The 15,227-nt window shown below is 66.3% G+C and carries 11 protein-coding genes; 7 read left to right on the top strand and 4 right to left on the bottom strand.

The genetic code is table 11. From position 1 onward, the window contains the following. Nucleotides 1-44 precede the first annotated feature (44 nt). From OG413_RS36715 to OG413_RS36705, 3 genes are read left to right on the top strand one after another with little or no spacing between them, the layout of a single operon-like run. On the top strand, nt 45-902 hold the full coding sequence (locus OG413_RS36715; RefSeq protein ID WP_266813314.1) for a PIG-L deacetylase family protein: 858 nt from the start codon (nt 45-47) through the stop codon (nt 900-902). Next, nucleotides 899-1,513 carry an AAA family ATPase gene (locus tag OG413_RS36710; RefSeq protein WP_266813082.1) on the top strand — a complete coding sequence of 205 codons (615 nt, stop codon included), beginning with the start codon at nt 899-901 and terminating at the stop codon, nt 1,511-1,513. Before OG413_RS36715 ends, OG413_RS36710 begins: the two co-directional genes overlap by 4 nt. A gap of 7 nt (nt 1,514-1,520) precedes the next feature. Next, the gene (locus OG413_RS36705) at nt 1,521-2,579 is read left to right on the top strand and encodes a glycosyltransferase (RefSeq protein ID WP_266813080.1); all 1,059 of its coding nucleotides are present in this window, start codon (nt 1,521-1,523) and stop codon (nt 2,577-2,579) included. On the opposite strand, the gene OG413_RS36700 is transcribed toward OG413_RS36705, so the two are convergent. The 3 genes from OG413_RS36700 to OG413_RS36690 all read right to left on the bottom strand — a co-directional run bounded on the left by OG413_RS36700 (nt 2,549) and on the right by OG413_RS36690 (nt 6,525). Continuing rightward, nucleotides 2,549-3,592 carry a phosphotransferase gene (locus tag OG413_RS36700; protein ID WP_266813078.1) on the bottom strand — a complete coding sequence of 348 codons (1,044 nt, stop codon included), beginning with the start codon at nt 3,590-3,592 and terminating at the stop codon, nt 2,549-2,551. The two genes, OG413_RS36705 and OG413_RS36700, sit on opposite strands and share 31 nt — an antisense overlap. 325 nt (nt 3,593-3,917) lie before the next feature. Continuing rightward, nucleotides 3,918-5,192, bottom strand: a complete 1,275-nt coding sequence (locus tag OG413_RS36695; protein WP_266813077.1) for a hypothetical protein — start codon at nt 5,190-5,192, stop codon at nt 3,918-3,920. An 88-nt stretch (nt 5,193-5,280) separates the two neighbouring features. After that, nucleotides 5,281-6,525 (bottom strand): 26S protease regulatory subunit, encoded by a 1,245-nt coding sequence (locus OG413_RS36690; protein WP_266813075.1) that lies wholly within the window; start codon nt 6,523-6,525, stop codon nt 5,281-5,283. A 693-nt stretch (nt 6,526-7,218) separates the two neighbouring features. Between OG413_RS36690 and OG413_RS36680 the strand changes: the two genes are divergently transcribed. The 4 genes from OG413_RS36680 (at nt 7,219) to OG413_RS36665 (ending at nt 14,091) form a co-directional block, all read left to right on the top strand. Further along, nucleotides 7,219-7,971: a transposase family protein gene (locus OG413_RS36680; RefSeq protein WP_266813073.1), complete on the top strand. Its 753-nt coding sequence runs from the start codon at nt 7,219-7,221 to the stop codon at nt 7,969-7,971. Between the two features lie 929 nt (nt 7,972-8,900). Continuing rightward, nucleotides 8,901-10,775, top strand: a complete 1,875-nt coding sequence (locus tag OG413_RS36675) for an APC family permease (protein WP_266813071.1) — start codon at nt 8,901-8,903, stop codon at nt 10,773-10,775. Nucleotides 10,776-11,024: 249 nt separating this feature from the next. Then, the gene (kdpB, locus tag OG413_RS36670; protein WP_266813069.1) at nt 11,025-13,184 is read left to right on the top strand and encodes a potassium-transporting ATPase subunit KdpB; all 2,160 of its coding nucleotides are present in this window, start codon (nt 11,025-11,027) and stop codon (nt 13,182-13,184) included. Between the two features lie 118 nt (nt 13,185-13,302). Beyond that, a complete protein-coding gene (locus OG413_RS36665; RefSeq protein WP_266813067.1) occupies nt 13,303-14,091 on the top strand; it encodes a GNAT family N-acetyltransferase in 789 nt (262 codons plus the stop codon). Between the two features lie 75 nt (nt 14,092-14,166). On the opposite strand, the gene OG413_RS36660 is transcribed toward OG413_RS36665, so the two are convergent. Beyond that, the gene (locus OG413_RS36660) at nt 14,167-15,204 is read right to left on the bottom strand and encodes an NlpC/P60 family protein (RefSeq protein WP_266813065.1); all 1,038 of its coding nucleotides are present in this window, start codon (nt 15,202-15,204) and stop codon (nt 14,167-14,169) included. Nucleotides 15,205-15,227: the final 23 nt, after the last annotated feature.

Raw genomic sequence — 15,227 nt, 5'->3', positions numbered from 1 at the left:
ACGGCACGACCGCCCTCACCGACACGTCCGCACCGTCGGTTCCCATGCCGGTACCGGACGCGATGGGGATCTACACGTTCCCCGACGACCTCGACCACGCCCACCACCAGTGGACCCACCAGCTCTTCACCCGCCACCGTGCCCACGACCACAGGGTCATCGAGCTGATGGCCCCGCACAGCGGCTGGCCCTACTTCATCGAGCTGCGCCGCCCGACCGGCCGCCCCGTTCTCGCGCTCGAACCGCACCACGACGACTTCGCGCTGTCGGCTTCCGGGACCTTCCTCGCCCACCCCCGCCCGCTCACCGTGGCCACGGTCTTCACCCGCTCCACCAGCGTCCACCCGTCGCTGGAAGACGCCTACAGCACGGAATCGGCGGTCTCGCGCCTGCGCGATCGAGAAGGTGCCGCCGCCCTGGCCCCGTTCGCCGCAACCCGCCTCGCCCTCGGCCACAAGGACGCGGAGCCTCCGTACCGCCCCTACGACGAAGGCCGCCTCGCGCAGATCACGGAAGAACTCCGCGCGATCGTCGCCGCCCATCCGGACGCCGAACTCCTCGCCCCCGCCGCCGCCACCCGCCACCCCGACCACCTGCTGGTGCACGACGCCGCTGTCCGCCTCGGATGCCGGTGGTTCTGGGAGGACCTGGCGTTCTGGTCCACCTACGCTCTCGCGGGCTGCGACCAGCATCTCTTCCGCTCCCGAACGCGGGCCGCGCTCGTGCCTTCGCTGGTCGACATCACCTCGGTGGTCCTCGATAAGTGCACCGTCCTGCGGATGCACGGCTCACAGATGTACCCAGCCCGGAAGATGTACCGGCCCATCCGGCACGCCGCCGCCGACCTCCCGAACAGTTCGGGCACGTACGTGGAGCGCTTCTACCGGACGGAGTCGCTGTGAAGGTCATCGCGATCGAAGGACCCTCCTACGCCGGAAAGTCGACGGCGGTACGTCACTTGCGCAGGCGCGGCTACGGGGAGCGAGCCTACATCGCGGACTGCTACGTCAAGCAGATCGGCCGTCGGGACGCCGTGCCCCCGGCGCGCACCGCGTCCGTCGCCGAACAGGTCGCCGCCTTCGAGACGTTCATGGCCGTCGAGGAGGCTCGCGTCCACACGGCACTCACTGCCGCGAAGCCCGTGGTGATCCTCGACCGCTCTGTGGACACCCTCCTCGCTCACGCGCACGCCGTCGACGTCCTGTTCGGCTACGCCGTCCAGCACCAGCTACGCGACCGGCTCCAGGTGCTCCCCCACCTGCGACCCGATCACACGCTCTACCTCGACGTGCCCGCCGAGGTGCTCGGCCTGCGCCGCAAAACCGCAGGGCACATGGCCACCGAGCCCGACTATTTCCTGCACGAGCCCGCCTTCCTCACGCACACCCGCGACTACTTCCTCGCCCGCGCACAGCCTCCTGTTTCCCAAGAGGTCACCGTGATCCCTGCCGACACCAGCCCGTGCGGCATCGCTCAGGCAGTGGAAGCCCTCGTCTCGTTCTGGACCAGGTGACCCGCCCATGCCCAGTGCCCTCTTCGCCTGGCGCCGCACACCACCACCACTCCTCATCGGAGGCGCCGAAGTTACGCAGCAACTCCTGGCCGAAGAACTCGCGGTCGCCGGCTGGCAGGTCATCTACCTGGGCTCTCACCAGGCGCCCTGGGACCAGACCACACAACTCCCCCAGCTACGAAGCCTGCTCGATGCACGTCAGACCCCATACGAGGAGACCAAGGGGGTACTCCGCTACCGCTGGAACGGAGTGGACTGCATCGCCTCACCACAGCTTCAGATCGGCACCGCCCTGCACGAGCTGCTGGCCGGCCTGCACCCCGATGTCGTGTTCACCTCTCAAGAGGGCGCGGCCGACCTCGCCGAACAGGCCCGACCTTCTGCACTCGTCGCAGGCATCCTGCACTCCGTATCGAAGACCGGCCTCGGAGTCCTGGCCAAACGCCCCCAATACGGCCTGGCCGTTTCGAAGTTCGTACTCAGCCAAGCACGCCACCACCTCGGCACGCGTCTCGCCGTCTTCCACCCACCGTTCGTGCAGCCCTCGCAGGGTACGAACGTGCAGCGGACGGAGTCGGTGCTGATGGTCAACCCGATCCCGGCGAAGGGTTCCGCCCTCCTGCACAAGGTCATCCGCATGATGCCCGAACAGCACTTCACGCTGGTCGAAGGCTGGTGGCACAACGCCGAAGATTTCGCGGCCTACCCGAACGTGGCCTACGTCCCTCGCACCTACGACATGGACGCTCTCTACCGAAGCCATCGCCTGCTGCTGGTGCCATCCACGGTGGAGGACGCGTTCCCCCGGGTGATCGTCGAAGCCGCGCTGCACGGCACCCCCAGCATCGGCAGCGACAGAGGCGGCATCCCGGAAGCCATCGGCCCACACGGAATCGTCCTGCCTCACAGCGCAGGACCACGAGACTGGGCGAACGCCATCAACACCGCCGAACATCACGCCCTCGGCCAGCAAGCCCAAGACCACGCGGCACGCCTTACCCGCCCCAAACTGCCAGAGCTCGAAGCCCTCGGGATCTACCCTGCGGCGAGCGCGTCCTCGACCTGATCGAGCCGCTCCGTCCACCAGTGCAGCAGCACCTCGTCCGCCGTGAAGAGATCGTCGAACGAGGAATCACCGCGGTCGTAGTGGAACTCCAGCTGCCAGAAGTCCGTCATCCGCTTCCACCACAACCGGCGCGCACCATCCACCAGCGCCGACGCCTCCAGCGGCACCACCGACCCGTAGCCACGGACGAATGCCGATACCCGCCCGAGGTCGAACACCCCGTCCACACCGAACTGCACCTGGGCCGTCCGCACGACCTCCTCGGCGTACGGACGAACACCGACCCGGTCCCAGTCAAGGATGGCGACCAAATCACCGCCCGCCCACAGCAGATTCCGGTACTGGACATCACCGTGCGTCCACCCGTGGCGGCCCGCAGGGGTCTCGCCCTGTGGCCGGTCGTCGGCGTGCCTACCAATCAGCACACGCCGCTGCTCCAGGGCGAGCGACGCCGCTGAGTCGAACGTGCTGCCAATCCCCTTATCTCTCACGGCTCCAGACAGCCGCTCCGACTTCTCCACCCCCCGCTCCGGCGTCGTCACGTCAGCGGTCACCGTTTCGGGCACTACGGGCAGCAGATCCCGATCGCAGGCCCGGCCGAGGCCCTCGTGGAGGTGCCCCAGGCGAGCGCCCAAGGAGGTGGCCTGGGACAGGCTGAGGTCGATACCCCGGAGGTGTGTGCCAGCTGCCCACGGGAACAGGCACCAGACACCGCCATCGACCTCAGCCACCAGGGAGCCGGAGCCGGTGGGGACGGGAGGACTGACCGGGACACCATCGGCAGCCAGCGAGGCCAGTACCCCAAGGTTGCGAGCCAGCCGATCAAGCGACACATCGGTGACCCGCTTGAGTGCGAACACCCCGGCCAGGGCGTCAACCTTCCAGTTCGCGTTCATCAGCCCGTCGGCAAGGTAGCGCTTTTCCTGCACTTCTCCGAGGCCGAAAGCGCTGGTCAGCTCGGCGAGGACGCTGATCGGAATCTCAGTCCTATCCGTCACGGTCGAATCAGTCACCTAAAGCACGATACGCGGGGCCGGGCCCCCCAGGCAGCAGCTTCACCGCGCGACCACCCGACCCGCCCTCGACGGCGCGGTGGCGAGCTGCGGGCGGAAGGCGGGAGGACCCACTGTGGCTGCGGCGGTCGGCTCCACGTTTAGCCTCTCCCCGCTTCGGCTCCCGCGTCGAGCAATATCAGGGGCCACTCGTTTCAATTCCGGGCAGCATCACAGCATGCCCAGGTTGCCAGCGAGCGTACGGCCCCCTGATCACGCTCGCCCCCGAACTGGGCAGGACACGCTCCACCAAGCTGGATTTGGCCAGCGAGAGCTTCATCCCTCACTACCAATAGATGGCAACAAACTCCGAGTCAAGGTACCTCTCATCGGCTGTCGTATGTGCTGATGGTTCTGACGTCGGCGAGGTATGCAGTGTGACAGCGCCACCAGGAGTCGCTCCGATGAGCTGCCAGGCATGACTCCTTTCTCTCACAGCGTCATCAGAATCGACTGAAACAGAAAATCGATTTTCCAACTCCTGGACAATAAGGCGAAATGCCCTGCGGCTATCAGTGAAAGAAATCAATAGTCCGCTGTTTTCGTGAGCCAGCACTTCAATCCGACCCCTCGCATCTTCGTCGAGGGTAATTCCGCATCGCCCGGCGATCAGCTCCCCGTACAAAATTAGTACGCGCACTCTTATATCCGTGAGCTCTTCGGAAGATCTGTCCTCAGCCAGAGCACTCAAAGCACCAGAACTGAACCTATCAATCTCATTGCCCAATTCTGGAAGAATCTCTTTCAGAACATCGGCGAGTTTGATGGGAGTCCATCGCAACTGGATTCCCGTAACACCGATTCTACAGAGGGCCGACACTGACGCATCAGAAAACAGAACCCGCCGGATATCTTTCCAATAAAGAGACTGTTCGGTAACTCCTACCAAAAAAAGAGATTTCCGCGTGCTCCTCACATCGTCAGCGAGGCCTGATTCCATTTTTTTATGGATAACATACTCAACGCCGGCAAGCGTGAAAACTGCATAGTCGACCACTTCACACTTGAGTGGTACAAGGCCCGCCATAAGCCCCTCAAGAATACCGTTGAGAGCCTGCGCCTCCTCCATGTCCTCAGGATTGATCGAAGCAGCCAAATGTGGATTGCTAACCAGATCTGCCATAGTGGAGATTATGGAACTCACGCGATACGTCGGGTCCGCTCGCAGTTTCACCTTCACTTCAACAAGTTCCCCACGGGTTAGTCTATCTTGGTCAAGTACCCAAGGCTGGGTCATGTAGCTGGCTGGCCGAGCGGACATCTCGGCGGCCATCTTCGACCAAGTGGGCGGTTGCCCCAGGGCAACCTCTGGCCTAATCATTCTCGTATTTACGCTCTTCTCGTAGGCATGCAGATCCTTAAATGTGGCCTGAATGGTTGCCTTTCGCAGAACCTGCGAATCTTTACTCTGAGTGGCTTCAAATCGTGACCCAAGCTTGGACTTGACAACCTTGGCGTCGACGTCGACTCCGCTATTCACTTCAGACTTAATGGAGTTGGACAGAGTTTCACTGTATTCGCTCGGCAATGCACCAAGGCGGGACGAAAGAAGGCTCGTCACACTAACTTCGTCTAGATATACAAATTCACGAAGAACTGGGCCCGACCTGTGAAGCCCGGCACGTCTCCTGCGATTCTGAAACCACTGCCTAATCCGAGTAAACATCATTCGCCCTTTCTTGCCGCCCAGGACTCTTGCTCAAATTAATCCGATGCAATGCAACCCGCTCATATCCACAGATGTAGTCATCCGCAAAAATTGCGTCTCTGGATTCCGCTACGGCCAACAATGCGGCTTCACTCCAAATTGCGGAAAGCTCCGCCGGGGACCAGCCAGCAGTTTTTTCGGCAATATAAGGATGCGGTAGGTCCTGCCCCTTATTCAGGCGTTTAGCGGAAGCCTCAAGGATCTGCCGACGATCCTCCAGGCTAGGCATCGGGAAGTTGATCTCCCAGTCGAACCTTCCAGGACGACGCAAAGCAGCATCTAGATCCTGCGGGCGGTTAGTCGTTGCAATGACAACAACATTAGTATCAGCAGTAAACCCATCCATAGCAGATAGGAGCTGCCCCACGATCCGACGTGAGGCTTCATGCGTGTCTTCGCTACGTTGTGACGCGAGACTGTCCATCTCATCGAAGAAGACGATGGCTCTTTCCTGAGTTGCAGCATCCTCAAAAATCTTGCGAATAAGCTCTTCGCTCTGCCCATACCATTTACTGAGGACTTCTGGTCCACTAATCTCATAGAACTCCGCATTCGCGCGGTTCGCGATAATCTTGGCAAGCATTGTCTTCCCGGTGCCAGGCGGGCCAGTAAATAGAACCCCTTTGATTGGGCGGGCACCGATTTTTTTCAAGGCGTCATGATGCTCAAGAGGAATTTCGATTAGCTCTTTCGCCCTATTTATGATCTCAGAATAGCCGCCAAAGTCGTCAAAAGTAAGCGCCCCATCGGGCGAAATCTTGAATTGCTCCACCGTGACGCTATCGACGGCAGGGAGGTCGATATAACGAACAGGGTCTTCTGAGATCACCTCCACGATTCCTCGCGATTCAAGTCCTTTTACCGTGTTCCCCTCTCTCAAGTCCACGTCGAGTGGCTCGTCTAGAACCTTGAGGCGGCCGCCGATATCGATGACAACTTGCCCTGGCAGCAGCAAGCGGACAACGCCCACCCAGGGGTCCTCGTCCCAGAGTTCATTAGGAGCAAAGTTGATGTCGCTATTCTCGACATCTATAAATACGATGTCCCCCCGATTTAGATTAAACCCTTCAGGGGAGGTACATGTTGCGATATTGCCGTTACGCAACTCAAGGAATGCCGTGGTTTGATCTTCGCTTACGTGCTTGACTCTGGCTACCGTCTGTGGAGGATAAATCTCTGCATCCATCGGCAAAGCATAGGTGCTGCGTGCCCCCTGCGGCCTGCCCTTCATGGATTGGCTAAAAGAAATCAGCGGTAGCGGTATGCGCCCCAAACGAGCCCATACCGCTACCGCCGGATAACCCAGCAACGACGAGGCGGCGCCAAAGATGACGCGGACACGTCCAGAGTGCAGGCGGTCGTCCGACAGGTTGAGCCGTCGGGCTCGCTCACCCCGCTGGTCAAGCAGCTGGAAGGCGTCGGTCTGGGCCGGCGTGAGCGAAGCACGCCGGACGAGCGCTCCGTCCTGGTGCGGCTGACTGGAGAAGGTGCCGCTCTACACGACAAGGCCCTTAAGGCTCCGCCCCGCTTTGCGAAGGCGACGAGATCCGAGCTGACGGAGATCGCGGAACTGCACGAGAGCCTCGACCAGCTCACGGCAAGCGCAAGGGAAGCCCGTTCCACGACGTGCCAGTGGGGGCGGTAAACAACGGTCGACAAGGGGCAGACGAAGCAGTGGCCGTGCTGCTCCTCGTATACGGAGCTCGGGCGATCGTCGAGCTGCGCCGTCGATAACTGTGGCCGCGGTTGGCAACGGCGCCAGATTGAACCTCTTCCAACCTGACGGGTGGTTGGGCCGGCAGCCCCGGCGGCGGGCATGAAGAAAGCTCCTGGTAGACGGGTTCACGACCAAGATCACCAGTCCGCCAGGAGCCTTCGCGTGCTTGTCTACCCGTCCGGCATCGATCTGTCCAGCCGCACTCTGCGGCATCTCTCCGGTCTTCTCGCAGGTCACCGCCGTCGGATCGGTTCACGCTGGCGGCGCCTGACCTGCGGCGGACAGGCCATGCTCGTCCTGGCCCACCTACGCTGCGGCGACACCTACGCCCGTCTCGCCGCAGGCTTCCGCATCGGGATCGCCACGGCCTACCGCTACATACGCGAGGCCGTCGACCTCCTGGCCGCTCTCGCGCCCACGCTGGAACAGGCCATGACGACCGTCCGCAAGAAGGCGTACGTGATCCTTGGCGGCACCGTACTGCCGATCGACCGCATCGCCGCCGACCGGCCGTACTACTCGGGGAAGAAGAAGCATCACGGGATGAACGTGCAAGTCCTCGCCGATCCCGCCGGACGCCTGATCTGGGCTTCGGACGCACTGCCGGGAGCCACACACGACCTGACCGCGGCGCGGGTCCACGGCATTCCCGCCGCCCTCGCCGCAGACGACATCAAGTGCTGGGCCGACAAGGCGTATCAGGGTGCCGGCCCTGCGATCCGTGTCCCGATCCGTGGCAAGCACCTGCGCGGCTGGCGCCGACGTCACAACCGCGATCACGCCAAGATCCGCAGCCTCGGCGAACGCGCCATGGCCATCCTCAAGTCCTGGCGGCTCCTGCGGAAACTTCGCTGCAGCACCACCCGGATCACCGCCGCCGTCCGAGCCGTCGTCGCCCTCGAACTCGCCACCTGATCAAGATGGAAAAGGCTCATTATGAACCCCTGGATGCGATTCAAGGTTAGGGCTGCCGCGCCGTTCCTGCGGGCCCCGGCGTCGGCCAGGCCCCCCCCTCGACCGTGCCCATGCAGTGAGCCCCCACTCCTGACATGCGTGAGCGATGCGTGAGCGGACGGTCCGGCACAAGGCGTCACGAGCAGGACCGAGTACGAAGCCGCGTGGCGCTGACCAGGCCGGACAGCGCCACACGGCATGCTCAGGCACCCCCCGGCAAGGATTCGATCCCACTCCTAAAGCGGGTGTCGCAGGTTCGAATCCTGCCAGGGGCACAGTGGTAAACAGCAGGTGAGAGCACGTAAGCGGCCCTCCGATCGATGAGATCGGGGGGCCGTTTTCATCGCCTAGGCCACATCCCCACGGGAAGCGCCCTGATTCGCCACCCGTTCGAGTGATGGATTCCGTGCCCCCGCCACGTAGGCTGCTGGGCAGGGAGGGGCAGGCGCGTCTCCCCACGCGCGCCTGAGACGCGCCTCCCGAAAGTCTGTGGCGTACCGGCGGGGAGGCCGGTCCCACAGAAGAAGCAAAGCCCCCGCCGGAGCTTAGGTTCAAGGGGCCGTCGCAACACCGCTTGGCTTTAGACGGTGAGTAGATCACGTAGACGCTCGGCTGGGGTATCCCAGCCGAGCGTCTTGCGTGGGCGGCTGTTGATCCCGGATCCCGGATCCCGGATCCCGGATCCCGGATCCCGGATCCCGGATCCCGGATCCCGGCCGTCGGTGTCCGCTGCGGACGGGCACCCGGCTACCCGCCCCTCTCCGGCCATCGGCGTCAGGAGTGTGTGAAGACTGGGGCCGCGGCCGTATGGAAGCCGCCAGGAGTGCTCGTCATCGGGCTGTGCTGTTCCCACGCTGTCCTCAGTTGGTCCGACGGAGGAACGAGCGAAAATGTCCATCGACATGGGTAGACCGAGCACGGCAGGGCACGGCCCGAGCAAGGAGGAGCCTCCCGACACCGGCGCACCGAAGCCCGCGGCCGGGGACCGGCACCGGCTGACCGCGCTCCAGGGGCTCTCCGCCCTGTCCCTCGACGCGATGGCGTCCGTGGCCTACGGGCCCGAGTCGATCGTGCTCGTCCTGGCCGCGGCCGGGGCGTACGGAATGGGCTTCACGCTTCCCGTCACGCTCGCGATCGCCGCGCTGCTGGCCGTACTGGTCGCCTCGTACCGGCAGGTCATCGCCGCTTTCCCGGACGGTGGCGGCTCGTACGCCGTTGCCAGGAAGCACCTCGGCCGGCGCACCAGCCTGGTCGCCGCCGGCTCCCTGATCCTCGACTACGTCCTCAACGTCGCCGTGTCGGTCACCGCGGGCGTCGCCGCCCTGACCTCGGCCTTCCCGCAGCTGTACGGGGAGCGGGTCTGGATCTGCCTGGCCGTCCTGGTGCTCGTCACCGCCGTGAACCTGCGGGGCGTCGTCGACTCGGCCAAGGCGTTCCTCGTGCCGACCGCCCTCTTCGTCGGCTCGATCCTCGCGATGATCGCGGTGGGGCTCTTCCGGGACGGCCCGGTGAGCACCGCCTCCGCCGACGGCCATGCCTCCGCGCTGGGCGAAGGGGCCACCGCCGTCGGTGCGTTGCTGCTCCTGAAGGCCTTCGCGGCCGGCTGCTCGGCGCTGACCGGTGTCGAGGCGGTGGCCAACGCCGTGCCGTCCTTCCGGGCCCCCGCCGCCCGCCGCGCCCAGCGCACCGAGGTGGCGCTCGGCGTACTCCTCGGGGTCATGCTGATCGGGCTCTCCGTGCTGATCGGACGCTTCCATCTCCAGCCGGTCGAGGGCGTGACCGTACTCGCCCAGCTCGCGGACGCGTCCTTCGGACACAACATCGCTTTCTACGTCGTCCAGTTCGCCACCATGGTGCTGCTGGCGCTGGCCGCGAACACCTCCTTCGGCGGGCTGCCCGTCCTGATGAGCCTGCTGGCCAGGGACAACTACCTGCCGCACGTCTTCGCCCTCAAGGCCGACCGTCAGGTGCACCGGCACGGGGTCCTCGCCCTGGCGGCCGTTTCCGCCGCCCTGCTGGCCTTCTCGGGCGGCGACACCAACACCCTCGTACCGCTCTTCGCGATCGGTGTGTTCGTCGGCTTCACGATCTGCCAGGTCGGGATGGTCCGGCACTGGTACGAGCAACGCCCCGCACGCTGGCGGGCCAAGGCCGCCCTCAACGCCCTGGGTGCCCTGCTCACCGGTGTCTCGGCGGTCGTCGTCACCGCCACCAAGTTCACCGAGGGCGCCTGGCTGATCGTCCTCGCCCTGCCGCTGCTGGTCCTCGGCTTCGAGAGGATCCACCGCAGTTACGCCCGGATCGGTGCCCGCCTGGAACTGGGCCGCATCCCGCAGCCGCCGCGACAGGAGCACTCGGTCGTCGTCGTGCCCGTCTCCGGACTGTCGAAGCTGACCTGCCGTGCCCTGTCCGCCGCCCGTTCCCTCGGCGAGGAGGTCCTCGCCGTCACGGTCACCCACCCCGCCCCGGAGGACCGGAAGGCGGCCGAAGCGCTGCGCCGTGACTGGGAGTTGTGGAACCCGGGCGTCGAGCTGATCGAGATCGAGGCCCCCACCCGCTCGCTCGGGCGCCCGGTGTCCGCGTATGTGGGGGAGCTCGCCCGGTCGCACCCCGGCGCCCAGGTGACCGTCCTCATTCCCGAGACCGAACCGGCCAGGCTCTGGGAGCGGCTGCTGCAGAATCAGCGCGGCGCCGTCGTCGCCCATGCCGTGCGCCGCGACACCGACGCCGTGATCTGCCGGCTCCGATTCCGCGTCACTCCCTGACTGATGCCGACCCGTGGTCCCGAAGGCCCGTGGTCCCGAAGGCCCGTGGTCCCGTCGGCCCGTGGTGGCGTCGGCCCGTGGTGCCGTCGGGGTGCGCGCCACGTTCCGACGGGCGCGTGCCGACGTCCCGACGGCGGTCCGACGATCCTGTGCGTCTCGTCAGGGGGACGCCAACTCACCTCGCCCGTCAGGGCATTCACCCGGACCGGGCCGTGGTTGCCCTGCCCGAACCCAGCAGAAGGTTCCGCCATGCCTCCCGCCGCCACCCGGCACGTCCCCTCGAACCCCGGGGCCCCTCCGCACGCCCCGGGCACCCCGGACGTCCGGCCGCCCCGCACCCGCGTCCGCCCGGCGAACCCGCTGGAGACCGAGCGGCTCGCGGCCTCGGCCGTGGAGGCTGTACGAAAGCTCCATCCGCGCGCCCTGGCCGGAAAGCCCGTCCTGTTCGTCGTCGCCGTCGGCTCCGTACTCACCACCGCGTCGGCACTCGTCCACCCGTCCGTCTTCACCTGGGTGATCAGCGTCTGGCTCTGGCTGACGGTGATCTTCGCCAACTTCGCGGAGGCGGTCGCCGAGGGGCGCGGCCGGGCCCAGGCGGAGTCCCTGCGCAGGGCGCGCACAGAAACCGTCGCGCTGCGGCTGGATCACTGGACGTACGGGATGAATCTGCGCCGCGCGGAGACGGAGGCGGTGACTCCCGGCGAGCTGCGGCCCTTCGACTTCGTGGTCGTCGAGGCGGGTCAGTCGATCCCCGCCGACGGCGATGTGGTCGACGGAGCCGCCATGGTGGACGAATCCGCCGTCACGGGCGAATCGGCGCCGGTGCTCCGGGAGTCGGGCGGGGACCGTTCCGGCGTCACCGGCGGTACGACCGTCCTGTCGGACTCGATCGTCGTACGGGTCACCTCGCACCCCGGGCACAGCTTCATCGACCGCATGATCGCCCTGGTCGAGGGTGCCTCCCGGCAGAAGACCCCGAACGAGATCGCCCTCAACATCCTGCTGGCAGCCCTGACCGTCATCTTCATCCTGGTGGTCGTCAGCCTGCAGCCGATGGCCGGATACGCCGGAGCCGCGCAGTCCACCACGGTCCTGGTCGCCCTTCTCGTCACGCTCATCCCGACCACCATCGGTGCTCTGCTCTCGGCGATCGGCATCGCGGGCATGGACCGGCTGGTCCGGCGGAACGTCATCGCGATGAGCGGCCGCGCGGTGGAGGCGGCCGGAGACGTGGACACGCTGCTGCTCGACAAGACGGGCACCATCACCCTCGGCAACCGTGAGGCGACCGACTTCATCCCGCTGCCGGGCATCGAGTCGCTGAAACTGGCGGACGCCGCCCAGCTGTCCTCCCTCTCCGACGGGACCCCGGAAGGCCGGTCCGTGGTGGCCCTGGCCCAGCGGCACGGTCTTCGGCCGCCGGGCGAAGGCGAGTTGAGCAACCCGAGGTTTGTCGAGTTCAGCGCCCGCACCCGGATGAGCGGCGTCAACCTGACCTGGGACAACGGCGCGGGCTGTGCCATCCGCAAGGGTGCGGCGGCGCAAGTGGCCGACTGGGTGACGATGCGCGGCGGCACAGTGCCGCCCGAGGCCGCGGAATGGTCCGCGTCCGTGTCCGCCTCCGGGGCGACGCCTCTGCTGGTCGCCGTCCATGACTGGGACGGTCCCCGCGTCCTCGGGATCATCCGCCTCAAGGACGTGGTCAAGGAGGGGATCCGGGAGCGCTTCGCGGAGCTGCGGAGCATGGGCATCCGCACGGTCATGGTGACCGGGGACAACGAGCTGACCGCGCGGGCGGTCGCGGCCGAGGCAGGTGTGGACGAATATCTCGCCGAGGCGACGCCCGAGGACAAGATGGCTCTGATCAAGCGGGAGCAGGCGGGGGGCAAGCTGGTCGCGATGACGGGTGACGGGACGAACGATGCTCCGGCTCTGGCTCAGGCGGATGTCGGTGTGGCGATGAACACCGGTACCTCGGCCGCGAAGGAGGCCGGGAACATGGTGGACCTGGACTCCAATCCGACCAAGCTGATCGAGATCGTGGAGATCGGCAAGCAGCTCCTGATCACCCGTGGCGCACTCACCACGTTCTCCATCACCAATGACGTCGCGAAGTACTTCGCGATCATCCCGGCCATGTTCGCGTCTGCGTACCCGGATCTGGAGGCGCTGAACGTCATGGGCCTGCACAGTCCGACCTCGGCCATCACCGCGGCGATCATCTTCAACGCGCTGATCATCATCGCGCTGATCCCGCTCGCCCTGCGCGGAGTCCGCTACCGGCCCGCCTCGGCGCACGACCTGCTGCGCCGCAACCTCGCCGTGTACGGGCTGGGCGGCCTCATCCTGCCGTTCGTCGGTATCAAGCTCATCGACGCTCTGGTCTCCGCCGTCCCCGGTCTTGGCTGAGGCCCGTCCCGCCTGGGCCGAAGCCTGTCCCGCCCGGGCCGAAGCACGTTCCCGGACTGGGGTGCTGCCAGCCCCGCCCCTGTCCCCCTTCCTCTCTCCCGCCCCCGAGGTGGCTCACATGATCGAACTCCAGCCCGCCCGTCTGCCCGACCTCGCCCACTGGTTCCCCGTCGGAGCACCGGGCGTCGCGGCCCTCGCCGAGCATGTGCGCGCCACGGGCAGCGGGCGCTGGTGGGCCGACCGGGCCGTCGACCCGCGGGTCGTGGCCGTCTCGTCCGGCAACCACGCGCTGCTGCGCGGCGACCCGCGGGCGCTCGCTCCGACGGCGCTCGCCCCGCTGGCCTCCCTGTGCGTCCAGGCCCCCGCCCGCTTCCTGCCGGTCCTGAGCACGGCCTTCACGTGCCTCGACCCGGGGGAGCGGATGGACTACGTCCACCACGCCTCCGCGCTTCCGGCACGCCCACCGCGCGGAGTGGCCGTACGGCGGCTCGTGGCGGAGGACGCGATGGCGTTGGCCGGACTCGGCGGTGCCGCGCGGCGCGTCCACTCGACCTGGGGAGGCCCTTACTCGCTGGCCGCGTCCGGGGTCGCCTGGGGCGCCTTTCACCGGGGCCGGTTGCTCGCGGTGGCGTCTACGTACGTCCTGGGCAGCCGTTACGAGGACGTGGCCGTCCTCTCGCATCCCGACCGGCGGCAGCACCTCGCGCTCGCCTGTGTCACGGCGCTCTGCGCGGACATCGCCGCCCGTGGACGTATCCCCACCTGGACCCGTTCCCGCGACGACCGCCACGGCCGCCTGCTCGCCTGGCGGGCCGGTTTCCGGCTTGAACGCGAGTACGTCGAGTACGCCACCGGCGACCCCGTCCGCGCCGAGGAGGCGTCAGGACCGGCTCGCGCACGCGCCTGAACGAGCGCGCCGCACCGCGTACGTGGTGCGGCGCCCTCGGCACGCTCGATGCCCTCGACGCGGTCGCATCGAGGGTCAGAAGCGCACACCCCACATGAACGGCATGCCACTGCGCGCGATCGATTCGTAGCGGACCTGGGCGCCCGGTTTGGGTGCGTGAAGGATCTGGCCGTTGCCGGCGTAGAAGCCGACATGGCTCAGGTCGGTGCGCATGATGATGAGGTCGCCGGGCTTGAGGGCGCTCAGTGAGTCGATGCGGGTTCCCGCGTTCGCCTGGGCCTGCGAGGTGCGGGGTATGGAGACGCCGGCCTGCTTGAAGGCCCAGGAGGTCAGGCCCGAACAGTCGAACGAGCCGGGCCCGGTCGCGCCCCACACGTACGGCATGCCGACGCGGCTCTTGGCGGCCGCGAAGGCCGAGGAGGTACGTCCGGAGGCGCTGGCCTCGTTTCCCAGGACGGCGCGGTCGCTGTCGCGGTTGGCGCGCTCCTCCTTGGCGGCGACCTTGGCCCGCTCCTCGGCGGTAAGGGTGTTGAGGAGCTGCTGGGCCTTGGTGAGCTTGCCCTGGATCTCCTTCTTCTGGCGCCCCATCTCGGCGCGTACGTTCTCCAGGTCCCCGAGCTTCTCCGCTGCCTGGGTGCGCTGCTGCCGCAGGACGCGCTGCCTGCTCTCGTACGCCCGGAGAACGCTGATCTGACGGTCACTCAGCCGGTCCATGAGGGATGCCTGATCCAGATAGGCATCGGGGTCGGACGAGAGCATCAACTGAACGGAGGGGGTTATTCCGCCGCCGCGGTACTGAGCGGCGGCTATCGTGCCGACCCGGTCGCGCAAGGTGTTGAGTGCCTCCTGTTTGCGGGCCGCCGTGTCCTGGAGGTCGGCGACCTGCTTCTGGAGGGTGTCGGCCTTCTCCTTCGCGCCGTTGTACTTCTCCGTCGTCTGCGTGGCCTCCTCGTAGAGGCGATCGACCTGTGCCTGGACGCCCTTCTTGTTCGGGTCCGGCAGTGGATCGGCCGACGCGGGCTGTGCCGAGAGGGCGACGGCCGCGGCGGCGGTGGCCGTCAGCACGCTCGTGTACGCCTGGTGGGGCGGCTTGGGACGGCGGTGGGACGCCACGATGGGGCCAACTCCTTCTTCCT

The sequence above is a fragment of the Streptomyces sp. NBC_01433 genome (genome assembly GCF_026340105.1).
Classification (GTDB): Bacteria; Actinomycetota; Actinomycetes; order Streptomycetales; family Streptomycetaceae; genus Streptomyces.
Note: the sequence above shows the minus strand (reverse complement) of the source record. Positions and strands in the feature narration are given on the sequence as shown.

What these genes read in the sequence shown, in the direction of transcription:
- OG413_RS36715 (WP_266813314.1), top strand. Translation starts at nt 45, where the DNA reads ATGCCGGTACCGGACGCGATGGGGATCTACACGTTCCCCGACGACCTC.
- OG413_RS36705 (WP_266813080.1), top strand. Translation starts at nt 1,521, where the DNA reads ATGCCCAGTGCCCTCTTCGCCTGGCGCCGCACACCACCACCACTCCTC.
- OG413_RS36690 (WP_266813075.1), bottom strand. Translation starts at nt 6,525, where the DNA reads ATGGATGCAGAGATTTATCCTCCACAGACGGTAGCCAGAGTCAAGCAC.
- OG413_RS36675 (WP_266813071.1), top strand. Translation starts at nt 8,901, where the DNA reads ATGTCCATCGACATGGGTAGACCGAGCACGGCAGGGCACGGCCCGAGC.
- kdpB (WP_266813069.1), top strand. Translation starts at nt 11,025, where the DNA reads ATGCCTCCCGCCGCCACCCGGCACGTCCCCTCGAACCCCGGGGCCCCT.
- OG413_RS36665 (WP_266813067.1), top strand. Translation starts at nt 13,303, where the DNA reads ATGATCGAACTCCAGCCCGCCCGTCTGCCCGACCTCGCCCACTGGTTC.